Source organism: Paenibacillus sp. NPDC058898, assembly GCF_049316025.1.
Lineage (GTDB): Bacteria > Bacillota > Bacilli > Paenibacillales > Paenibacillaceae > Paenibacillus_AQ.
Map to the genome: position 1 here is coordinate 165084 of NZ_JBMOSM010000014.1, position 23268 is coordinate 188351.

General features: G+C 49.7%; 15 protein-coding genes. 13 read left to right on the top strand and 2 right to left on the bottom strand.

Annotated elements, in window-relative coordinates:
* Positions 1–54 precede the first annotated feature (54 nt).
* Positions 55–1983, top strand: coding sequence for a PAS domain S-box protein (locus tag ACOZB4_RS28280; RefSeq protein WP_379415874.1), 1929 nt, complete (start codon positions 55–57; stop codon positions 1981–1983).
* A gap of 378 nt (positions 1984–2361) precedes the next feature.
* Here the strand turns inward: ACOZB4_RS28280 and ACOZB4_RS28285 are convergent, their stop codons facing one another.
* Positions 2362–6186 carry a stalk domain-containing protein gene (locus ACOZB4_RS28285; RefSeq protein ID WP_379415872.1) on the bottom strand — a complete coding sequence of 1275 codons (3825 nt, stop codon included), beginning with the start codon at positions 6184–6186 and terminating at the stop codon, positions 2362–2364.
* Positions 6187–6656: 470 nt separating this feature from the next.
* On the opposite strand from ACOZB4_RS28285, the gene ACOZB4_RS28290 reads away from it, so the two are divergent.
* From ACOZB4_RS28290 to ACOZB4_RS28320, 7 genes are all read left to right on the top strand, one after another.
* Positions 6657–6974, top strand: coding sequence for an ArsR/SmtB family transcription factor (locus ACOZB4_RS28290; RefSeq protein ID WP_379415870.1), 318 nt, complete (start codon positions 6657–6659; stop codon positions 6972–6974).
* Positions 6975–7038: 64 nt separating this feature from the next.
* A complete protein-coding gene (locus ACOZB4_RS28295) occupies positions 7039–7521 on the top strand; it encodes an SRPBCC family protein (RefSeq protein ID WP_379415867.1) in 483 nt (160 codons plus the stop codon).
* A gap of 128 nt (positions 7522–7649) precedes the next feature.
* Positions 7650–8657 carry a C45 family autoproteolytic acyltransferase/hydolase gene (locus tag ACOZB4_RS28300; protein ID WP_379415865.1) on the top strand — a complete coding sequence of 336 codons (1008 nt, stop codon included), beginning with the start codon at positions 7650–7652 and terminating at the stop codon, positions 8655–8657.
* A gap of 395 nt (positions 8658–9052) precedes the next feature.
* Complete coding sequence (locus ACOZB4_RS28305) at positions 9053–9754, top strand: ABC transporter ATP-binding protein (RefSeq protein WP_379415930.1); 702 nt, start codon at positions 9053–9055, stop codon at positions 9752–9754.
* 13 nt (positions 9755–9767) lie between these two features.
* A complete protein-coding gene (locus tag ACOZB4_RS28310; protein WP_379415861.1) occupies positions 9768–13085 on the top strand; it encodes an FtsX-like permease family protein in 3318 nt (1105 codons plus the stop codon).
* A gap of 278 nt (positions 13086–13363) precedes the next feature.
* Positions 13364–15106, top strand: a complete 1743-nt coding sequence (locus tag ACOZB4_RS28315; RefSeq protein WP_379415858.1) for an ABC transporter ATP-binding protein — start codon at positions 13364–13366, stop codon at positions 15104–15106.
* Entirely contained in the window at positions 15087–16946 is a 1860-nt protein-coding gene (locus ACOZB4_RS28320; protein WP_379415856.1) for an ABC transporter ATP-binding protein, read from the top strand. The genes ACOZB4_RS28315 and ACOZB4_RS28320 overlap by 20 nt, the downstream gene beginning before the upstream one ends.
* A 232-nt stretch (positions 16947–17178) precedes the next feature.
* On the opposite strand, the gene ACOZB4_RS28325 is transcribed toward ACOZB4_RS28320, so the two are convergent.
* Positions 17179–18570, bottom strand: a complete 1392-nt coding sequence (locus ACOZB4_RS28325; RefSeq protein WP_379415854.1) for an MFS transporter — start codon at positions 18568–18570, stop codon at positions 17179–17181.
* A 118-nt stretch (positions 18571–18688) separates the two neighbouring features.
* Here ACOZB4_RS28325 and ACOZB4_RS28330 point away from each other — a divergent pair, with 118 nt between their 5' ends.
* The 5 genes from ACOZB4_RS28330 (at position 18689) to ACOZB4_RS28350 (ending at position 23080) form a co-directional block, all read left to right on the top strand.
* Complete coding sequence (locus ACOZB4_RS28330; RefSeq protein WP_379415851.1) at positions 18689–19600, top strand: LysR family transcriptional regulator; 912 nt, start codon at positions 18689–18691, stop codon at positions 19598–19600.
* Between the two features lie 303 nt (positions 19601–19903).
* On the top strand, positions 19904–20680 hold the full coding sequence (locus ACOZB4_RS28335) for an ABC transporter permease (protein WP_379415849.1): 777 nt from the start codon (positions 19904–19906) through the stop codon (positions 20678–20680).
* On the top strand, positions 20677–21477 hold the full coding sequence (locus ACOZB4_RS28340; protein WP_076322974.1) for an ABC transporter permease: 801 nt from the start codon (positions 20677–20679) through the stop codon (positions 21475–21477). The genes ACOZB4_RS28335 and ACOZB4_RS28340 overlap by 4 nt, the downstream gene beginning before the upstream one ends.
* Positions 21478–21492: 15 nt before the next feature.
* Complete coding sequence (locus ACOZB4_RS28345; protein ID WP_379415846.1) at positions 21493–22479, top strand: ABC transporter ATP-binding protein; 987 nt, start codon at positions 21493–21495, stop codon at positions 22477–22479.
* A 100-nt stretch (positions 22480–22579) separates the two neighbouring features.
* Positions 22580–23080, top strand: coding sequence for a DUF3995 domain-containing protein (locus tag ACOZB4_RS28350; RefSeq protein ID WP_379415844.1), 501 nt, complete (start codon positions 22580–22582; stop codon positions 23078–23080).
* Positions 23081–23268: the final 188 nt, after the last annotated feature.

The window sequence follows — 23268 nt, forward strand, 5'->3', positions numbered from 1 at the left end:
AGCCCCATTTCAAAGATGCTGATGTATAATAATCGGTATCAGGAGGTGCAGAGGATGAGTGATATCAACATTTTTGGCCATCAGGCTTTGTTTGAACATGTCTACAGAAGTGCTCCAATTGGCATTGCCCTGGTTACGATAGAAGGAAATTGGATCAGCGTAAATCCTGCGGCTTGCAAAATGTTTGGCTTCACGGAAGAAGAATTGATGGCACAGCTGGCAACCGATTATATTTATTCTGATTGCATTAACAATAAAGATAAATTGTATCAGTCTTTGGACGAGTCGTCCTCAACTATTGCGGTGGAAAAACAATTCGTACATAGAGACGGCCATGGCATCTGGGCATCTATGCATGTTTCTCTGGTTCGTGACGAAAAGGATCAAACCCCTTTATTTTTCATTTCGCAAATTGTTGATATTACCCAGAGCAAGATAGCCGAGCGAAAGCTCCAAGAGAGTATTGAACGCTACACTTCGCTGAAGAAGTATAACCATGATGCGATCATCTCCTTCAATCTGGAGGGGAGGATCATTAACGGGAACCAGATGGCAGAGCAGTTGACGGGTTATAAGATTCCGGAATTAATTGGAACCAAGATCTCGAATTTGATCGGTGAACGTAACCTTACCCGCGTACTTTCTGCTTCAGCTGATTATGTTGCTGTCGAGAAGGGCATTAACGTCATCCATCACAAAGACGGACATACGGTTGAAGTGCTCGCTACACTGGCACCCATTGTCATCCATAACAAGAATGTGGGTTTTTACATCATTGCCAAGGACATGACGGAGCAGAAGAGGCTCATCATCGAGAAGGAAGCAGCCGAGAAGACAAATAAAGCCAAGAGCGAGTTTCTGGCGATGATGAGCCATGAGATCCGTACGCCGATGAATGGTGTTATCGGGATGACGGACCTGATACTTGAGACGGAGCTTGATGAGGAGCAGCGGGACTATGTACAGATCATTAAGAAAAGCGGGACAACCCTTCTGAACATCATCAATGATATTTTAGACTTTTCAAAAATCGAATCGGGCAGAACAGAGCTGGTGGAGGAAACATTTAACCTGAGAACGGCTTTGTCCGAGACATTGAACCTGATTCTTCCAAAGGCGCTGGAGAAAAATATTGAGGTGACCACTTCTGTAGCTTCTGACGTGCCGAATCAAGTGTATGGGGATGTGACGAAGCTGAGGCAGGTCTTAATGAACCTGCTTAGTAATGCCATTAAATTTACACCTAATGGCGCCGTCTCCATCTCTGTGCAGTGTGTCGAGAACCAAGGGAACTCGGCCCTTATCCAATTCTCCGTTATGGATACGGGCATAGGTGTGTCGAGTGAGAAGGTTGCGCAGCTATTTGAACCCTTTTATCAAGTGGACCATTATATGACCCGCAAGGTGGAAGGGACGGGACTGGGGCTGGCGATCTGTAAAAAACTCGTTCAGTTGATGGGCGGAGATATCTGGTATGAGAAGAATCAGAACCAGCCGGGGTCTGTCTTTACGTTTACGGTTGCTTTTTCGTTTGAGTCGAATGCTGGCAATAAACAGGAGAATGAGGCCGTTCACGAGAATCACTCCTTAGGAAACGATCTGAAAATTTTAATTGCCGAGGATAATGAGGTGAATCAGTTAGTCCTCAAGAAAATGATTGAGAAGCTGGGATACAATTCGACCACCGTCCAGAATGGACTCGAGGCGGTTGAAGCCCTCGAGCGTTACTCGTATGACATCGTGTTCATGGACATTCAGATGCCCTTCATGGATGGAACGGAAGCGGTCCGCGCCATAAAAGAATCGGCATCATCCGATAAAAAGCCTTATATCGTGGCCGTCACGGCCCATGCGATCAAAGGCGATCGCGAGAAATATTTAGGGATGGGCATGGACGAGTATGTAAGCAAGCCTGTCAGCATGAATGTCATCTCGGCCATTATCGATAAGTTTCTGGCTGAACGAGATATGGCTCAAGCCTAAACAGATGAAAGCTCAAGTGATGTCGCTTGAGCTTTTGTTCATTCCACTGCTGAATAATTATAAAAACCAAATCGTATGCAGTATACAACTGCCATCTTCCGACGCGTGTATGAAGGCCCAGGGGGAAGAATGATAACAGCTTGCGGGAATAATCCCGACAGGCTGTTGATGTTATAGAGTGTCCTAAGAGGCATTGCCGGTTACGCTGCTTCCGCTTTTCGTAAGATTATGATTCATGCAGTTAGTCAGAAAAGGGTTTGATGGGTTGATGGGGTAGAAAAGCTGTTGCTCCTGTCAAATCTGAACAGGAGCAACAGCTTTTGTTGAGAACTGATGCATTTGATGTTTTGATTGAAAACTTCTACACTATAACTCGCGTTATGGAGTTTTTGTAGGTAATTTCAAGATGTTAGATGGTTTAGAGAGCAGGGTAGTTGTCTGCACACTTGTTTGGTCTTTTAATTCCGATAAAACAAATACAGCGAATTCCGTATCACTTTGAATAACTTGATTTACCGCATCGATGTCGATAATTTCTGAGATGTCTTTACCCTTTGGTGTTATCGTTGCTTTTGCATTTTCTACCGCAGCAGCTTTCGTTGCTTTTGGAAGATCGAAGGTTGTGATTTCTTCTTTTGGCACAAACAACAATCGATAATGCTTGATGCTTGCCTCGTTGATCGCTTTCGTGAAATCGACTTGAAGCTTCCCGTCTTTATTCAAACTGGCTTTAACGGCCGAAGTTTGGAGTGGGGTAGGGATGGTGAAATTCTCGGATGCTGGAGATAAGCCGTTAGAATTTTGCGTTTTTCCATCCGCAACGACTAGAACGTTAACTTTATATTCCTTACCCTCTGATATGGGAACATTGTTCACGTCTTTCAAGTTGGTTAATTTTTGCACTATTTCGCTTTTTACTGGCTTAACTACAGTGTATTGACTGCTATCTGTTATTGCTTCAGCATCTTTTAAGATCAAGATTTTATCTTTATCTGAAGGAACAACCATGATTCGATATTCCTTAATCCCTGTAGTTGATCCCGTGAACTTGACATCAACATCACTGGCATTGCCATTTCCGCGTACAATTTCTGCTTTTACAGTGGAGGGAATCTCCATAGGTGTTTTGTTTTCCAATGTTACTGAATTGGAAGCTTCTGAAAGCTTGTTTTTAATATTCTTGTTGTTGCTAACAGATAAAACAAACACACGGTATGTTTGTTGATTAACAATTTGCTTTCCGAATGCATCAAGGGTTCCATCTATGAGTTTATCATTATAGTTAGCACCAGGAAAGACGGTAAGATAGCTTTCTGCTGCTAAACCATTAGCAACATCTAGATTAAATTTGCTTAAATCTGATTCATTTACAACGATGATTCTGTATTGACTAATGTTTTGTTCGTTTGCAGATTTGGTGAAGGATACTTTCAGGTCACTAGCGTTACCTCGGTCACCATCATCAATCACTCGAACATTATTTGCTTCTCCTACCTCACTTACTCCCTGCAACTTGATTTCGCCGGATGGAGCGGATAGAGCATCGCTGTAATTAGAGGATCTGTTGCTTACCGATAAGACATACACGCGATAGCCTTGATCATTCCGAATCAGTTCACCGTCTGTGTCTCGGGCATTAGCGTCTAAATTTTGACTATAATTGTTCGCTTTATACATTTGTGTGTAATAACTGTTTGATTGCGCTAGGGATAATGTCAGATTTTTGGATGATTTGACTACAAAAATACGATAGTGATCGATATTACCCTCTCCATTTGCAGGAGAGAAGGTTACTTTCAGATCACTTCCGTTTCCTTCATTGCCCACATCCGCTGCCGTAACGTTCGTAGCCTTACCAACTTCAGTCACGCCCTGTATTGTTACGTCACGAGAGACGGATGAAAGTGCTTTGCCGTAATTCGAGTAGCCTACCGACAAGACATACACCCGGTAGCTTGAACCTCTTTGAATGAGATCCCCGTCGGAATCCTTGGTCGTGTTGGCCAAATCTCGAGTGATAGTTCTGCCGGTTTTGTTAACCGTGGTATAATTCCCGTTATCATAAGCTTGGGACACAGTCAGGCTCTTGGAGGACTTCACAACGAGAATCCGATAATGGTCGATGAAGTTTTCACCATTAGCAGGATTGAAGGCAACTCTAAGGTCACTTCCGTTACCATTATTGCCGATAATGGACAAGGTTGGCGTGGAAACAGGGTTTACATTGCCCTGATTGTTGTTTCCAAGCGTAATCGATGAGTAATTGGATAATGCATTGTTATTGCCCGAATATCCTACGGACAGGACATATACACGATAGCTGATGCCATTGCGAATCAGCTCTCCATCGATATCACGGCTGTTGGAATTCAGGGTTTGAGTAATGTAGTTGCTGCTGTTGTTCTTATTGATTTGAGTGTAATAATAGCTGTTGTTTAAGTTATTGGCTCTATTCAGATCAAAATAACTATCAGATGATTTTACAACGAATACTTGGTAATAGCTGATGTTAGAACGATCCGACGGCTGGGTGAATGACACCTGCAAGTCGCGTCCGTCATTGTAGTTGTTCACGTCAGTGACGGACAGATTGGTGACTGCGCCCAGATTGGTGCTGGAACTCAAGATGATGGAGCTCGATGGAGCGGACAACACGTTATTATTGGAGTTATTGTAGTCCGCGGCCATGACGAATACGCGATAGTACACACCGTTGCGAATCGTTGCTCCGTCTACGTCTCTAGCACCCGACGCCAGCGTCAAGTTGTTGATGTTATTCCCGGTTTTGTTGACTTGGGTATAGTTGTAGCTGGAGACAGCATTGGCTTTGCTCAAGTTGAAGCTGCTGTAATTGCTGTCCTTTACGACAAACACGCGATAAGAGTGAATGTTGGATTCGTTGGATACCTTGTTAAAGCTTACGCGAAGATCGCGGCCATCACCATAATCGCTGATATCCGTCACCTGCGTAATGGATGGAACCGTTGCATTGCCTGTGCTGAGGGTGATGGAAGCCGAACCTGAGGACAGGTTGCTTGCAAGCACGTTCTCATTGCTGCTCACAGACTGGACGAACACGGTGTAAGCGACTCCGCTGCGGATGAGCTCGTTTGAAGTATCGCGAGCAGAAGAACTCAGCGTCGTGGACAGCGTTGTATTCGTCGTACTGGTTTTGCTCACTGTCGTATAATTCTGGCTAGCTACAGACTTAGCTGCTGCCAAGTTGAAGTTAGCTGCATCCTTCGTTTTCACCACAAACACGCGATAGTTGGTTACATTGCTCTCGTTCTGGGCACGCGTGAAGCTGACCTGCAGATCACGGCCATCGCCGTAGTCGCTCACATCGCTTGCCTTCACGTTCGTTGCTCCGTTCACCGAATTGGTGTTGGTCAGCGTCAACGACGGCGAAGCCGAGGAAAGGGCATATGTCCCGCCTGTTTTGCTGACTGCCAATACGTAAGCTTTATAAGCCTGGTTATCGCGGATAAGATCATTATCTACGTCCCTTGAACTCGACGTGAGGGTCAGAGTCTGATCCGAGCCGGACGGGTACACCGTTGTGTAAGCTGCGGAGGACACGCGCTGTGCCTCTGATTGGTTTAACGTCTTGGACTGCTTCACAATCATCACGCGGTAATGCGAAATTAATGATTCGGTCGATGATTTGGAGAAGCTGACCTGAAGATCGCGGCCGTCGCCGGCGTTGCCGATGTCACGAAGGGTTACATAATTCACCGGTACGATACCGGTATTATTTCCGCCGCCGCCTGAATTGTTCGTTGTTTTGACGGTGACCGTTTTTGTTTTGGAATTCCAGCCGATTTTTTGGCCGAGGGCTTCACTTACGAAGCGTACTGGCACCATGGTATTTCCTTTTAAGTTTTTCGCCGGAACATCCAGCGCTACCGTCTTGTTATTGATGGTGGCCGTCTTGGAGTTAATTTTTAGAATGACGGTTGTGCCATTCTTGGTCGCTGTGACGGTTTTCGTTTTTTGATTCCATTTGACCGATGCATCCAAGGCTTCGAAGATGGATCTCATCGGAAGCATGACGCGTCCTTGGATCATGACAGGTGCTTGAGGCGTATACAGCTTGACGCCGTCAATCAAGACGCTGATGTTCACTGCCGCCTGTGCCTGCGATTGGAATGTCATGGGGATTAACAGTATAGCTGCTAGCAAGGCAGTCCATATTCTTTTCACACACTCAACCTCCTGAAATTTAGCTTTGTTATTATTTCCCTCTACAATATGACGCATTGGCCTTGAATAAAGTTTCAACTATAACATCGGCAATACAAAAATATTTTTTAGTACCTGACCATAAAGAAGGGAAGAGACAGCAGAGGTTTGCTGTTACTTCCCTTTATTGAAAGCAGCGTCCTGCAGGAATGGATCAGATGCCGGAGATCGTTCGTTTTGATATTTCGGATGCAGGATGGGCATATGGGGTTGATGGGAATTGGAATCAAAGTCCAAAGGGGGTTGAACCAGCCACCTTGGATGGATAATAATCATCGCGTGCTTCCAGTCGGCGGGATTCTCAGGATGGCAGGCGTGAGGGAGCAGCAGCGGATTGGTTCATTATTAGGCAGGGGTTATGTTTGTTCAAAGATCGTGTCATCTTTTTATATAACTTTACAGGAATATAACTTCCTAGTAATATAATGAACATGTTGAACGATAACCTTTTTGAAGTATTGGCAGAACCGAACCGCAGGTCCATACTGGATTATTTGCGTGTGAAAGAATGCACGGTGGGTGAGATGGTAGATCTCATTCAGCTCAGTCAACCGGGCGTATCAAAGCATTTGCGCATCTTGAGGGAGGCTGGTCTAGTCTCTCTGCGGAAAGAGGCTCAAAGGCATGTATACAGCCTGAATGCCAAGCCTCTGGAGGAAATCCATGATTGGCTGGAGCCTTATCGTCAATTCTGGACGAACAAGCTGGATGATCTGGAGAGGTTGCTGGATGAGGATGAAACTCCTTGAACATCGAAATGTAATTTGATTGAAGAACCCATGTTGAATAATACATTCTTGAGGAGGATGAAAAATGCTGGCTGTTGTACAGCAAGACGAGTTCGGAACGAGCGTGCGATTTGAACGCCGCCTGAAGCATTCAGCAGAGAAGGTGTGGTCCTATCTGACGGATAATGACAAGCTGACTCAATGGTTCTCGGAGCTTAAAGTGGAAGATTTGCGCCAAGGCGGCAGAATTACATTTGATATGCAGGACGGAACGTTCGAAGAATTTGAAATTACGGACTATCGGGAGTTATCGGTATTGGAGTATACGTGGGGAGAGGACCGGGTGCGTTTTGAGCTGTATCCCGAGCCCGAAGGCTGTCGTCTGGTGCTGATCGAGACGATAACGAAAATTACGGATCATACACCGAAGGATATTGCCGGTTGGGACGTATGTTTGGACGTCATTGGGGCTCTCCTGGATGGCAGGACGCTGGAGTCGCGCAAAGAGGCCTGGTCCGAAAAATATGAGCAATACGTTCGAATGTTTGAAACATTGCCCCGTGCCTAAAAATCTGCTCCTTCCAAGCATGTAAACATGCCGGGATGGAGCTTTTTATTGGAAGATGGATGAAATGCATTTATAATCGGATAAGGGATATATTCCCATATGGAAACCGCCGAGGTGGAGGGGTAAAAATGCCGGATTACACGGTACACATCATGCAGCTTAGAGAAGATAACTATCATAACGGGCTTAAGCTGGGTCGCAGCCTGCGGAATCAACCGATATTAAAAGCTTTTGAAGCGGCCACCAAACCGGAGATCGATACGGAACAGTTGAAGAGCATCTATAACGAGTTTGCCCCACAGCTGCTCTCGGAGCTTGAAGGACTGGCGGAAGGCTTGGAAATGCCGTTTCCCAAAGCCGCCGCTCTCCTAGGGGGATACGATGTTCCAAAGATCGCGGCCATGGGCTGTTCGGCGATGATTACCCCTTCGTATTACGTAAGAAATTACGATTTTACGCCTGCGTTTTACGATGGTTATTTTACCGCGGCTCAACCCGAACAAGGCTTGGCGACCGTAGGTTATAATTTGCAGGCCATAGGTCGGCATGACGGGGTTAATGAAAAGGGACTTGCCGCCGGGCTGCACTTTGTGAGCTTTGACGGATACCGGACGGGCCTGTCGCCATGGGTCGGCGTTCGGATGATATTGGAATCATGCGCTACCGTAGAAGAAGTGTCTTATATGCTGCGCCATATTCCCCATGCGGCTTGCTATAACTTTTCAATAGGAGATGCACGAGGGAACATGGCCGTTGTCGAAGCAAGTCCGGATCAAGTGATTACCCGTGCGGGCGGGGAGGCGGCAATCGCCTGCGTTAACCATTACGAAGCGTTGACGGGTAAGAACAGGCCTTCCATCGAGCATTCCCTTGGGCGTAAACGTTACATCGATGGCCTGGATGCCACACAGTTGACCCAAACCGAAGCATTCGGTTTGTTTAAGGAGCGAGAGTCCCCGTTGTTTTTTACGGATTACGACGATTTGTTCGGAACGCTGCATACCTTTTCGTACGCCTTCGACGAAGGAAGAGTCATGACTTCGTTTGCTCAGGGCAGTGCGCTTGATTTTTCGTTCAGGGATTGGGTCGAGGGCAAGGATATCCCGGCAGCGGAGTTGACCGGACATATCGATTGACTTTAAATCCATCAGAGAAGCGCTTCTTCGCAGGTGAAGAAGCGCTTTTTTTTGTGCTGCTCGGGCTATTTCGAATTTGGAACATTCTGTGACATTGCCATTGCGGGGGATGCTGCGTTTTCTTTGGCTGATTTGTTTATGCTACACTGGATTAAAGGACGGTTTCATTGAATGAACGCAAGAAAACAAGGTAGTCTAACAACGGGAAATGCATAAATACGAGGGCATAGCACAATGCCGCGACACATGCCGCAGGACGTATCCGTACGATGCGCAGGACATACTCGTACAAGCAAGCAGCCCTAAAGCTAGAGCACCGGACAAGCCGCCTTGGGTTACAAGTTTACATAACGATTCAAGCCGATATTGCAACCATGAGTTGGGAGTGGAGTAACATGGCTTTTGTGAGCATGAAGGATGAATATAAGCGCTACCGGATGGGAGAGACCACCATTGTAGCCAATGATGGAATCAACCTGGAGATCGAAAAAGGCGAGTTTGCGATCATAGTCGGTCCCAGCGGCGCAGGCAAATCCACGGTGCTGAATATATTGGGCGGCATGGATACCGCGGATGAGGGACAAGTACTCGTGGATGGAACGGATATTGCCAGGTTTAACAGCAAGGAGTTGACCGGCTATCGGCGCAATGACGTCGGATTTGTGTTTCAATTTTATAACCTGGTTCCCAATCTGACGACCAAAGAAAATGTGGAACTGGCTTCGCAGATTTCTCCCCGGGCTTTGGACGCGGAGCAAGTATTGCGGGATGTCGGCCTGGGTAATCGTCTGAACAATTTTCCGGCACAGCTGTCCGGAGGGGAACAGCAGCGGGTAGCGATTGCCAGAGCACTCGCCAAGCAGCCGAAGCTGCTTCTCTGCGATGAACCCACGGGTGCGCTTGATTACCATACCGGAAAGCAGGTGTTGAAGCTGCTTCAAGACACCTGCCGCCATACCGGAACGACGGTTATCGTCATTACGCATAATTCTGCCCTGACGCCGATGGCGAATCGGGTCATCGAGATCAACAATGCCAAGGTCCGGAACATGGTTTTGAATCCGAACCCCGTTTCTGTAGACAACATCGAGTGGTAGGGAGATACATATCATGAAGAAAAGAGCGCTGTGGACTGATATTTTCCGGGAAATATCGCGGACAAAAGCTCGGTTTCTGTCCATTTTTGCCATTATTATGCTCGGCGTCGGTTTTTTTGCGGGGATCAAAGCCACGGGTCCGGATATGCTGGACACAGCAGATCACTACTATAGCGATTTAAAGCTGATGGATCTTAAGGTTCAGTCCACCTTGGGTCTCGAACAAAGCGATATCGAGAAGCTGAAGTTGGTTGCCGGAGTGGATGAGGTTCAACCTGGCTATAGCACAGACGTATTCCTCGGTGACAGCGGGCGGATCGCGAAGGTCCTCTCCTATGACCCAGGAAATAATCTGAATCAATATGTGCTTACAGAAGGCCGAATGCCGGAGGCCACAGGGGAAATCGTCATCGACGCAGGAGACCGCGGAAATGAATTTAAACTGGGGGATCAGATTACCTTTACCAATCCGAATCAGGAAGTCAACCTCAAGAAAAAGTTTGACCACCTCACTTACACGGTTGTGGGAAGGGCGAAGAGTCCGCTGTTCATCAGCAGCATGAGCCGGGGAACGAGCGGCATCGGCAAGGGGACAGCGGATGTGTTCGCCGTTATACCGGAGAAGGATTTTAAACTATCCGTATATACGGAAGCCTACCTGACCTTCCAAGACACCGCTGAATCAGCTCCCTATACGCCTGAATATGACGAGAAGATCAAACGGCACAAAGAAGCGGTAGAACTGGCACTGGAGACCATGCCGCAGGAGCGGCTGGCAGAGATTCGTATCGAGGGGCAGAAGAAGCTGAACGAGGCTTTGGACAAAATCAAGGATGCCAAGAAACAGCTGTCCAATGCGGAGCAAGAGTTAGAGGAAGCGAAGATCAAGCTGAGTGAAGGAGAGCAATCCTACCGGGATGGCGTTAATAAACTTCAAACCGAGCTGGCAGGGGGACAAGCCAAGCTGGATGCCGCGGCAAAAAAACTTGCCCAAGGAAGAGCGGAGCTGAAGCGGAATCGGCAGCAGTTGGAACAAGCACAATCCCAGCTTAAGACGGGTCAAAGTCAGCTGGATCAACAGAAGTCGGAGCTTGCTCCAAAGCTGGCACAAGGGCGGCAATTGGCGATGGCGCTGCAGCAAATCCCTAGTTTGGATCCGGGAGACATACCGGAAGAACAGAGGCAAGAGCTGCTTTCGGCGGCTCAGGCAGCAGATCCGAAACTGGGAGCAGCCACTGCGGGTTACATGGAGGGGGCAGTGGATGGAGCTGCTTTGCAAAAGGCTGCTTCATCGTTCCAGAGCGGCTTAAACGATGCATCGCAGAAACTGGATCACGCTCAGCAGAAGCTGGATGCAAGCCGAGCAGAACTAAAGGTAGGAGAGGCCAAGTTTCGGGAAGCCGAGCGTCAGCTCGTGCAGGGTGAAGCTTCGTTGAAGCAAGGAACGGAGGAGCTTGCTGCTGCTAAACAGGCAGGGGAAGCCAAGCTCGCAGATGCGAAAGCTGAACTTAGCCAAGGGCAGGAGGAGTACCAGGAGGGTCTCAAGAAATTTAATGAAGAAAAAGTAAAGGCTGAGCGGGAAATCGCCGATGGAGAGAAGGAAGTGGCGGAGGGACAGAAGGAGCTGGATCAGCTCGAGCTGCCCAAAGTCTATGTCATGGACCGCAGCGTCAACCCGGGATATACCGAGTACAGCGATAACGCGGACCGTTTATCTTCCATTGCCACCGCGTTCCCGGTATTCTTTTTCCTGATTGCGGCCCTCGTCAGCCTGACGACAATGACCCGGATGGTTGAGGAGCAGCGGCTCCAGATAGGAACCCTGAAAGCCCTCGGATACAGCAACCGGGACGTGATGAAAAAGTTTCTGGTCTACTCGACGCTGGCGAGCGTTGCCGCATCGGCTGCCGGACTGGCCGTCGGCTTTACCCTGTTTCCCGCCATCATCTATGATGCTTACGGCGCTTTATATAATCTGCCGGATGTGCGAACCCGTTTTTATCCCAGCTACAGCATTATCTCGATTGTTGTGGCTGTGCTCTGTACGACCATGACAGCTTATGTGGCAACGCGAGTGGAACTTCGAAGCAACGCTTCGGTCCTGATGCGTCCAAGAGCGCCTAAGAACGGATCCCGCATATGGCTGGAGCGAGTGCCTTGGGTGTGGAACCGACTCGGTTTTATTGGAAAAGTAACCGCCCGCAATCTGTTCCGCTACAAGCAGCGGATGTTCATGACGGTCTGCGGCGTGGCCGGGTGCACGGCCCTGATTCTGACCGGTTTCGGTCTTAAGGACTCCATCGGGGATATCGCGCCGATGCAATACGGCAAAATCATGCAGCACCAGGCGACCGTGGTATTCCAAGAAGATAACGGCGATAGCGGCGGGCTGGAGGACTATAACAAGCGCCTAGCGGGAGTTCCGGAGATTACGGGGATTTTGAATGTGACGCAAGAGGCGATGACCGCGACCGCCCCCGGGGTGAACGCCCAGGATGTGAGTTTGTTCGTGCCGCAATCGCCGGAGGAGATCGATTCCTTTATCGTCCTGAAATCCCGTGGGCAAGAGCAGACACTGTCCCTGACGGATGACGGTGCGATCATTACCGAGAAGCTCGCCAAGCTGTTTGATCTCAAGATCGGCAGTACTTTAACCGTCCAGAACAGCGACAACGATCCTTATGAGATACGTGTAGCCGGGATAACGGAGAACTATGCTATGCACTACGTCTATATGACGCCGCTGTATTACGAAGAGATTTTTGATGGGACGCGGGAAGTGAACAGTCAATTGCTGACGTATGACAACAACAATCACGATCCGGAGTGGGAGGACCAGCTTGGAGAAACGTTAACCGCAAGCCAGCGGGTGGCGATGGTCAGCTTCACGAGTGGAGTAAGCAATGCCTTTAGTGATACGATGGACAGCATGAACGTCGTGGTGGTTGTCCTGATTGTATCTGCAGCAGCGCTCGCGTTTGTCGTGCTGTACAATCTGACGAATATTAACGTATCTGAGCGGATACGGGAGCTGTCAACGATCAAGGTGCTTGGCTTCTATGATAAGGAAGTCACCATGTACATTTATCGCGAAAATATGATTCTGACCGTGCTGGGGATCATAGCGGGCAGTCTGGGAGGCGTGTTCCTGCACCGGTTCGTTCTCCTGACCGCGGAAGTGGACGCGATGATGTTCAGTCCCGCCATCCATGGAATCAGTTACGGCTATGCGGCACTGCTGACACTGTTGTTCTCGGCCATTGTCATGGCCTCCATGCATTACAAATTGAAGCGGATTGATATGATTGAAGCGCTGAAATCAGTGGAATAGATATATGTTTCAACAAGAGAGCCCTATTCGAGAGGAGACAATCCTGAAGAATAGGCTCTCTTTTTCATCTCCATTTTAAAGATCTCTACACAATGTCAACAGTTGCGTTTTGGAATGTGAATTCCCGTGATATTTTTAATCAGCCGGTAAGTTATGGAGAAAATATATTATAATAGACATATCCAGCTCTTGTACGAACGAATATTGCTACTACATGAAGACCTGTGGGTAATTGATGTTAGAACATGATAAAGGTCTTCAGCTTCGGAGGAATGCATATGGGAATGGTCTTCTCGATCTTGAAAAAGTACCGCGTCGCAGCGATTGCGGCACTGGTCATGATGCTGATTGAGCTCACCGTTGAGCTGATTCAGCCGCTGCTCATCTCTAAAATCATTGACGACGGCATACAGAAACAGGATTTGTCCGTTGTATGGATGTGGGGAGCCGTTTTAACTGGAAGCGCTATCATTGCCTTTATTGCGGGGATATCCAGCTCTTTTTTTGCGGCGCATACGAGCCAGGGACTAGGCTATGATCTGCGTGATCAGCTGTATGAAAAGGTGCAATCTTTTTCCTATTCGATATTTAACCGGTTTGCTACCTCATCATTGATTACCAGACTTACGGGTGATGTCACCCAGATCCAGGATACGGTGTTCATGGGCTTGCGGTTTATGACGCGCGTTCCGCTAGTTGTCCTGGGAAGCATTATCATGGCATTGGTCGTGAATGTGAAGCTGGGCATGCTGCTTGTCCTTACCGTGCCGTTGTTGTTTATTTTTATCGCTTGGATTATGAAGCGGGCAGCGGATGCGTTCCGCGATGTGCAGCAGCGGCTGGATGCGGTGAACGGCGTCATTCAGGAGAATTTGACCGGGATCCGGTTGATTCGCGTATTCGTGCGCATGGGTCACGAGATTGAACGCTTTGGCCGTACCTCGGGCAAACTGATGAGCACTACGATCTCGACCTTGCGATTAACGGAAACGACGATGCCGTTTATTCTTCTCATTATGAATGCAGGGATTATGGCGGTCCTCTGGTTTGGCCGCAAAGACATCGCGTCCGGCAATGCCAGCGTCGGCGAAGTGGTTGCCGTCGTCAATTATTCCCTCCGTTGTATTGGCGCCCTGTCCGCCCTGTCCTGGGTTGTCGTTGCCTTCTCCCGGGGACGCGCCTCCGCCTTGCGGACGCAGGAGGTGTTAAAGACGGAAGAGGATGCAGCAAGCGCGGGCAAGGATAAGAATAAAAAGGTTCAAATTCAAGGGGGCGTGAAGTTCGAGCAAGTGAGCTTCAGCTACCCGGGCAGCGACCTCGACGTGCTGACGGATATTTCGTTTGAAGCGAAGCCCGGAGAGCGGATCGCGATTATGGGAGCAACAGGTTCCGGCAAATCCTCGTTAGTACAGCTGATTCCACGGCTTTACGAGGAAGAGAAGGGGACCGTGCTCGTAGACGGAATGGATGCCGGATCGATCGATGAGGTAAATCTGCGCAGCAGCATCGGTTATGTGCCGCAGGAAGTGCTGCTCTTCTCCGGTACGGTCCGGGAGAACATTGCCTGGGGACGCGAGGATGCTTCCATGGAAGAAATTATAGAAGCGGCGCGCAGAGCGCAAATCCATGATACCATCGAGCATTTGCCTAAGGGCTATGACACGATGCTGGGCCAGCGGGGAGTCAACTTGTCCGGCGGGCAGAAGCAGCGCTTGTCCATTGCACGAGCACTTGTACGAAAGCCCGCCATCCTTATTCTGGACGACAGCACCAGCGCCCTTGACGTCCGTACGGAAGGTGCTTTGCTGGATGCCCTGAAGGATTTGTCCTGCACGACGTTTTTGATCACGCAGAAGATCAGCTCGACCACTTCGGCTGATTTGATTCTGCTGCTGGATGATGGGCGTTTGATTGGAAAAGGGAACCACGACGCTTTGATGGAAAGTTCCGCTCTGTATCGACGCATCTATGAATCCCAATACGGAGAGGAGGCGCAGCAGCATGCTCAAGGCATTCACTGAACCGTTTCGTCATCCAAGACCGAAGATCGATCTTGGCAACAATAAGGATGGCGGCAAGGGCGGTAAGCCAAAAGCCAAGGCCAAAAACTGGTCGGCTACCCTCTCCAGAATATGGGCTTATCTTGCCCGCCGCAAAGGGAAGCTCGCACTTGTACTGCTGATGGTGATGTTCAGTTCGGGCCTGGCGCTGCTCGGTCCCTATCTGCTCGGCGTCGGGGTGGACAAATTTCTGGATGATGTACGTAATCCGGACAGCTCCATCGACTCGGCCTGGTTGTATTTTCTCGTTGGCCTCGCCGCCGTCTATGTCCTTCAGGCTTTAACCACCTGGCTGCACAACGTCTGGATGATCGGCATCGCTCAAGAAACGGTGTACCGGATGCGGATGGATCTGTTCACGCATCTGCACCGGCTCCCGATACCGTTCTATGGCAAGCGCCAACAGGGTGAGATCATGAGCCGTCTGACGAACGATATCGAGAACGTGAGCTCAACGCTGAACAGCTCGGCCATTCAAATCTTCTCGAGCGCGCTGACCTTAATCGGTACATTATCCGTCATGTTATGGCTTAGCCCGCTGCTTACGCTGCTGACCTTCCTGGTTGTGCCGCTGATGATGATGGGGATGCGCTGGATTACCAGGCGAACTGGCCCCTTGTTCAAAGAGCGTCAACGCAACCTGGGGGATCTGAACGGGTATATTGAAGAAACGCTGTCAGGACAGCGGATTATTAAGGCTTTTTCCCAGGAAGAACGGGTTGTCCGCGAATTCGATGAGCGCAATCAACGGATTCGCCTTTCGGGCTTCTGGGCGCAGAGCATCTCAGGCTTTATTCCGAAACTGATGAACGGGCTCAACAACTTGAGCTTTGCGATCGTAGCGGGAATTGGCGGCATCATGGCGATCCAGGGACATATTACGATCGGCATCATCATTATATTTGAGAGTTATGCAAGGCAGTTTACGAGACCTCTGAACGATCTGGCGAACCAATGGAATACGCTGCTGTCAGCCATTGCGGGTGCGGAACGCGTATTCGAAGTGCTGGATGAAGAGGTTGAAGCGAAGGATGAAGGGGCTGCTGTCACGCTGAAAAGCGTGGAGGGTGCGGTGAAGTTCGACAACGTATCGTTTTCTTATGAAAAAGACGGAGACACGCTGGAAGGAATCAGCTTTGAAGCGAAACCCGGCGAGATGATTGCGCTGGTCGGTCCGACCGGTGCAGGGAAAACCACCTTAATTCAGCTTCTCTCCCGGTTCTACGATCCGGACAGTGGAAGCATTACCCTCGACGGGCGGGATATTTCCTCGATTCGCAGGGAGAGCCTACGCTCGCAGATGGCTTTTGTGCTGCAGGATTCCTTCCTCTTCCAGGGCACGATCCGTGAGAATATCCGCTTCGGACGGCTGGATGCCACCGATGAGGAAGTGGAAGAAGCCGCGAAGCTGGCCAATGCCCACTCGTTTATCGTGCGGATGAAGGACGGTTATGACAAGAAACTCAAGCCTGACGGCAGCGGCATCAGCCAAGGCCAGAAGCAGCTGCTAGCGATCGCGAGGGCGATTCTGGCCAACCCTTCCATGTTGGTGCTGGATGAAGCGACAAGCAGCATCGATACGGTAACGGAGATCAAGATCCAGGAAGGATTACAGCGGTTAATGAAGGGGAGGACGAGCTTCGTGATTGCCCATCGTCTAAATACGATCCGCTCGGCGGACCACATCCTGGTGCTGAAGGATGGGCGTCTGCTGGAGCAAGGCTCTCATGATGAACTGCTGAAGCAGGGAGGGTTCTACAGCGACCTGTATTACGGCCAGCTGAAACGAGCAGCTATGTAATATTGCACCAGTGCCAAGGTAGAGGAGTGTACCATCAACGTCCAGCATCACTTTGCTGCCGCGGTTTCCGCAATGAGGTTTTACCCGGCATAGACTATGGCCCTCTGTTGAGGGCATCATGCCATATTGGAACACGCATTAAAATAGAATCAAAACCACCGGAGAGGCTTGAGGAAGCCTATTGTTACTCCGGTGGTTTTTCTATTGACCTGGTTAATCTGTTGTTCTCTCCTTACTTAGAAACTGTGGTTTGAACCTGCAGCTTACGCTGTCCCGCTCTGCCAAATTGCAGCATAAACAGCAGGAGAACTCCAGCTTGTAAGGCAAACAGGGCGATATAGATGTTGCTGTAGGTGGAGGCTCCCTGGAACAGATTTAGCGGATTCCAGGAACTTCCGGCGCCAAGATCGACGGCTTTGCCGTATACCCCTGTGGCGATCGCACCTGACAGGAAGTTGAGCAGAGAAAACAATCCCATACCGACGCCGGTTTGTTCTTTGGGCAGCGACAAGGAAATCGTCTTGGAGAGCGAGATTTGCATAAACATTTGCCCCACATTGCCGAAGATCAGAAACAGCGCAATGAGGAATGGCGATATGCCCGCGAAGATGGACAACAGGGCGAAACAGACCAGAAGCAGGGTGGACGCTATATAGAATAGATAACGTGTTCCCTTGGTATCTGCGAGCTTGCCGCCTCTTCCGCCAAGCATGGCCGTGACGATGGCTCCCGGCACCATGACAAATCCGATCCAGCCCGGAGCCAAACCGTTAATATTCGCCAACAGCTGTGGAGTTAGAAAGGGCAGGGCGTAACCGACACTCACGATGAATATGGCGAGCACTAGTCCGACTGAGTAGCTTTTGTTGCTGAATAAACGGGGCTGAACAAAAGGCACTTTAGCCGATCGAATGCGCAGGAGGAATAACAGGAACAACATGAAGCTGCCAAAACCATATATCCAGCTTCCCTGTGTCACCGCAAGGAGCAGCAGCGCAACCGTCCCTGCCAGAAGACCGCCGCCGAGCCAATCGATCCGTCCCCCCTGGCCTTGTTCATTGCCCAAATATTTGCGGTACAAGGGCAAGGTGACGAGGATCAACACCGGGATGCAGAAGAGCCATCTCCAGTGGAACACACTGACGATCAAAGCCGAGACCACCGGCCCAATTGCGCTTCCGATCGCGAGTCCGGTAGCGGTTATGCCAAGCGCGCGGCCCCGGCTTTCTGCCGGGAAGTAACGGACGGGTATGATCATGGCTGTTGCCGGAATGACGGCTGCCCCCGCAGCCTGAAGTATCCGGCCCAGCAGGACCATCCAGTAGGCTTGTGCCGATAAGCCTGTAATGGAACCGACAAAGAAGAGGAGCAAACCGAAGGTGAGCAGATTTTTGAGTTTATAGGTGTCAGCCAATTTTCCGTATATGACAGAGCCTATGGCATATATCAGCATGTAAATCGAAGATACCCAACTGACTTGGGCAAAGGAAAGCTGGAATTGCTTGCTGATTTCCGGAAGTACGATATTAAACATGGTTGCGCTCATCGATGAGAGAATCATTGTAAAAGCCAGAATGCGTATTAATTTTTCAGCCGATGGTGGTTGTTGCTGATGTTCGTTCATGTTATTTCCCCCTTTCCTTTGGTTACGATTTATTCTACAATCGATAGTTAATAAATAAAAATATATATTATGACATGCATTCATATACTTTAGGTTATCAATAAAGGAGGAAGATACCGTGGAACTGCTTCAGCTGCATTATTTTCAGACGGTGGCTAGAATGGAGCATATGACCAAAGCTGCAAAGGAACTTCGAATTGCCCAGCCTGCGCTCAGCAAGACGATTGCCCGGTTGGAGGAAGATTTGGGAGTACAACTGTTTGATCGGCAGAATCGCCAAATCAAGCTCAATTCATTCGGAAAGGCTTTTTTGAAAAGCGTAGATGCGGCACTTTCGGCCATTGAGGAAGGCAAGAGAGAGGTGTCGGATTTGGCAGGTATGGAGAGGGGAAGCATACGTATTGCAACGACGGCGCTAAGCCGGCTGTCCAGAGCACTGGGTGCTTTCCGCACACGGTATCCTGAAGTGAATTTCCGCATTGTCCAGATTGCGCCCGACGCGATGATGGAGATGGTTCAGATGTTGGAGAATGGAGAGGTCGATCTATGCTTTACCGCAGCAGCATTGGATGAAGACAACATTCGGGAGATCCCGGTCCTCCATGCCGAGGTGTTCTTGGCGGTGCCTCACGGTCATCGATTGGCGGGACGGACCAGCATAACCCTTCAGGAGGTAGCTGGGGAAGCATTCATCGAATACAAAGCAGGCCACCCGTTTCGAAAAATGAACGAGGAGTTCTGCCGTTTGGCCGGGATCAGCCGGAATGTCGTCTGTGAAGTGGATGAACCTGCAGCTTTGGCCAGCCTCGTATCCGCCGGACTTGGGGCGGCATTTGTACCCGGTTGCAAAGGGGATGAACAGCCGTCCTTCGCGATGGTGCGCATCGAGAAGCCTTCCTGCTACCGCACCTTCACCGTAGCTTGGCTGGAGCGGCGATATCTGTCTAAGGCAGCCAGGGAGTTCCAGTCCTTCCTGATAGAGTATTTCGGCGAGTTTCAGGGGCCGATGAAGCATAGGGACGTGATCTGACAACGTGTACCAGCGTATATGATGATGACGTCGGAGCAATTTCATACTCCAACAACGAAGTCTTCAAACTCCCTTGGTGGTTTCTATCGAAACTGGCCTGGGAGGAGAAGGCTTCTTTCGTACTATCAGGTTAGCCAGAATCTTATGGTTGACCTTTTTGTATGCCGAATCCCTTCACAATTTACCTTCCGAAAAAAGTCTTGCTTGAAATGGAACGTTCTGGTATGCTATTGTCCTTCTCTCATTTTCGCCTTGTCTGAAGTGGATGGATCCGCCATCTAAAATGCTTATCGGAGGTGCTTCATGCTTTATTTCACATTGGCTTCCAAAGCCTATGCCCGCAATTTGCAGTACCGCGGCGCACACATGGTGCACAATATCGCCAGCGCGATGTTCGGCTTCATGTATGCCTGTATCTGGATCGGTCTCGGTGCAGACTACGCGCTCGGAGATTACGGAACGCAGGGAATGGTCGGTTATATCGCCTTTACGCAAGCTGCGCTCTGGGTTTCCAGTTTCGTCACGAATGGCCTCGGCATTCCCCAAGCCGTGCGAACCGGCCATATTTCTCTGGATTTGATGCGTCCCGTTCACTTGTTCAGTCATTTGATGGCCAAGGAATGGGGGCAAATCACCTACCAATTCGTTTATAAATCGATCCCGATCTACCTGGTGTATTACTTTGCCTTCTCGCTGCATTTACCCGGAAAAGCATCTACCTTCCTCTATGTTGCTATTGCGCTTGCAGGTGCCGCCTACTTATCGATCTGCATCAACTATCTCATCGGCGCATCCGCATTATGGACAACGGAATCGTCTTGGTTGTATTGGGGCAACCATGCGATGATCAATCTTCTTGCAGGCTTCTTCATTCCGATTGAATGGCTGCCAGGCTGGCTTCAGACGCTGGCCTGGTGGTCGCCGTATCCTTATCTGCTCTATGTGCCGACTCGAATTTATCTGGGTTTTGATGACGTTTCCTATCTATGGGGTACGCTCCTATGGTGCGTGCTGCTCACGCTGGCTAGCCTTCTGGCAACAGGCTTCCTAAGACGGAAAGTGGAGGTGCAAGGAGGATGACCACAAGATCCTGGCTATCTCTGTATGCGCTTCTGATCCGCACCAGCATCAAAAGCCGCATGCAGTACAAATTTAATTTTATCCTGGCTTCGTTTCTCGCCGCCTTGATTCAAATTTCCGAATTCCTTATGGTCGCTATCGTGCTCTACAAGTTTGGGGCCATCCAGGGATGGTCCATGCATGAAATCGGGTATTTGTTTGCCGTGATGACCTTATCGAAGACGCTCTACCGGACGTTTGCGGATGAAGTGCACCATCTTGAACACTACCTGGTTAACGGGGAGCTCGATCAGCTGCTGACCCGTCCCATGCCGGTACTGCTGGCGCTAATGCCGCAGAAATTCCGGATAATGCTGGGCGAAGTGCTGCAGGGCGGTTTTCTGCTCTGGTGGTCGCTGCATGGCATGATGGCAGCAGGGCAAGTTGGATGGAGCGCGGTGCCGCAATCGCTTTACATTATCGTCACGGGGGCCGTCATCCTGTTCTCAATCGGACTCGCTACCGCAACGTTCGGTTTTTGGACGACCCGGATCACCGAGCTTCAAAATATTACGGAGGACGCTGCCCGGACAGCAGCCCAGTATCCGCTCACGCTGTATCCCAAATGGATGTCGTCGATCCTGCTGATCGTGGTTCCGGTCGGTTTAGTTAATTACATCCCGTCATTATACATACTGCGGGGCGAGCTCGGAGCTTGGGTGCTGCCTGCGCTGGCTGGAGCGGCTCTGGTATGCCTCTACTTAAGTCTGAAATTCTGGCAGTTTGGTTTGACCAAATATCAAAGTACAGGGAGCTAAAGGAGGAACGCGTCAATGATTGAAGTCCACAACATTCGCAAGGAGTTCAAAACGCCGGTTGTGAAGGAGGGGCGCTTCTCCGGTGTGCGAACCCTGTTTACGAGAGAATACCGGACGAAGGAAGCCGTGAAGGGAATCAGCTTTCAAGTGGAGCAGGGGGAATTCGTCGGTTACATCGGACCAAATGGGGCCGGGAAATCCACAACCATCAAAATGCTGACCGGCATTCTCCACCCGACCTCGGGTCATGTATCCATCGGAGGCATGAATCCGCACAAGGAACGGCGCAGCGTCGTGAACAATCTGGGCGTCGTATTCGGTCAACGGAGCCAGCTGTGGTGGGATTTGCCGGTGAAGGATTCCTACGATATTTTGGCTAAAATGTACAGCGTGGATCAGACGGACAAGGAGCGCAGACTCGGACAGTTTGCCGAATTGCTGGATTTACAGGCGTTCTGGGAAACGCCTGTGCGTAAGCTGTCGCTCGGGCAGCGCATGCGCGCCGACCTCGCCGCCGCGATGCTGCATGATCCGGACGTGCTGTTCCTGGATGAGCCGACGATCGGCCTGGACGTGAACGCCAAGCGGAACATCCGCCATTTTCTTAAGCTGATCAACGAGCAATTCGGCAAGACCATACTGCTCACAACGCATGACATGGATGATATCGAACAGCTGTGCAATCGGGTGATGGTCATTAACAACGGCGAGCTGTCTTATGATGGAACGATACAGTCTTTACGCGACACCATCGGGTTGCCTACCGTGATCACCGTCACTTTCCGCGGTCCTTTTGTTATTCCCGTTCAATCTTTACGCAAAGGCGATCTTTCCGTCCCAATTCGGGTGACAAGCACGCTGGATAACACCGTCACCATTGAGGTGAACCGCCGCGAGATGAACACGCTTGATATTTTTAAAGAGCTGGGCCGCTGGGGCGAGCTGGATGATATCGATATGGAAGATCCCGATTTCGAAGATGTGATTCATAAGGTGTACTGAACAAAGTCGCGCAGGCTTCACCACATATTTAAACGGAACTTAAACTTCAAGTCATCTAAATGCTCTTTTCGTTAAGTATGATGAGCTTGAGGTGATTGATATGAATCATTCAAGAATGAAAAAAGCCGGGTATACGGCTTGCATAGCCGCTGTTCTGTATGGCCTCCCCCATTATTGGTGGGGACTTGGCATCGGGTTTGCATTCCCGGGGGATTTCCAGGAAGCGCCTGATGAATTTTGGACGCACGTGATCGGTTACTGGGGAATGGGTACCCTTGCCTTATTGGCAGCCGTATTCGCGCTTGCTTTCGCCAGACCGTGGGGGTTACGATTACCGAAATGGTTGCTAATTATACCTGCTGCCATCGGTTCTGTTTTGTTGTCATTATGGGGATTTACTTACTTCGTCATGCAGTATTTGTTAGCGGTCGGCCGAGTTCAGTTGGCCCCCATGTATGCCACTCAAGATGCAAGCCCCATGGCGGTGTGGGGATACTTCTGGTACGCACTCTTTCTGATCTGGGGAATTTCATTGGGTGCAGCAGCATACTATGCTGAAAAAGTCCGTAAGCAGAATAAAGCAAATCATTTCACTAAATAACGCATGTATTCCTTTTGATTGGACATTTTTGGTAACCTCGTACAATATAATAGGATACACACCTAAAGAGGAGCCTGCAGGGTTCCTCTTTAATTATGACTTTAGTCAGTTGAGCACGCGATAGCGTGCGAAACATAAAACCACCCGCTATGCGGGTGGAGGGATCGAGGGTTTTACCAATAAGACCA

What these genes read in the sequence shown, in the direction of transcription:
- ACOZB4_RS28280 (WP_379415874.1), top strand. Translation starts at nt 55, where the DNA reads ATGAGTGATATCAACATTTTTGGCCATCAGGCTTTGTTTGAACATGTC.
- ACOZB4_RS28290 (WP_379415870.1), top strand. Translation starts at nt 6,657, where the DNA reads ATGTTGAACGATAACCTTTTTGAAGTATTGGCAGAACCGAACCGCAGG.
- ACOZB4_RS28295 (WP_379415867.1), top strand. Translation starts at nt 7,039, where the DNA reads ATGCTGGCTGTTGTACAGCAAGACGAGTTCGGAACGAGCGTGCGATTT.
- ACOZB4_RS28300 (WP_379415865.1), top strand. Translation starts at nt 7,650, where the DNA reads ATGCCGGATTACACGGTACACATCATGCAGCTTAGAGAAGATAACTAT.
- ACOZB4_RS28305 (WP_379415930.1), top strand. Translation starts at nt 9,053, where the DNA reads ATGGCTTTTGTGAGCATGAAGGATGAATATAAGCGCTACCGGATGGGA.
- ACOZB4_RS28310 (WP_379415861.1), top strand. Translation starts at nt 9,768, where the DNA reads ATGAAGAAAAGAGCGCTGTGGACTGATATTTTCCGGGAAATATCGCGG.
- ACOZB4_RS28315 (WP_379415858.1), top strand. Translation starts at nt 13,364, where the DNA reads ATGGGAATGGTCTTCTCGATCTTGAAAAAGTACCGCGTCGCAGCGATT.
- ACOZB4_RS28320 (WP_379415856.1), top strand. Translation starts at nt 15,087, where the DNA reads ATGCTCAAGGCATTCACTGAACCGTTTCGTCATCCAAGACCGAAGATC.
- ACOZB4_RS28325 (WP_379415854.1), bottom strand. Translation starts at nt 18,570, where the DNA reads ATGAACGAACATCAGCAACAACCACCATCGGCTGAAAAATTAATACGC.
- ACOZB4_RS28335 (WP_379415849.1), top strand. Translation starts at nt 19,904, where the DNA reads ATGCTTTATTTCACATTGGCTTCCAAAGCCTATGCCCGCAATTTGCAG.
- ACOZB4_RS28340 (WP_076322974.1), top strand. Translation starts at nt 20,677, where the DNA reads ATGACCACAAGATCCTGGCTATCTCTGTATGCGCTTCTGATCCGCACC.
- ACOZB4_RS28345 (WP_379415846.1), top strand. Translation starts at nt 21,493, where the DNA reads ATGATTGAAGTCCACAACATTCGCAAGGAGTTCAAAACGCCGGTTGTG.
- ACOZB4_RS28350 (WP_379415844.1), top strand. Translation starts at nt 22,580, where the DNA reads ATGAATCATTCAAGAATGAAAAAAGCCGGGTATACGGCTTGCATAGCC.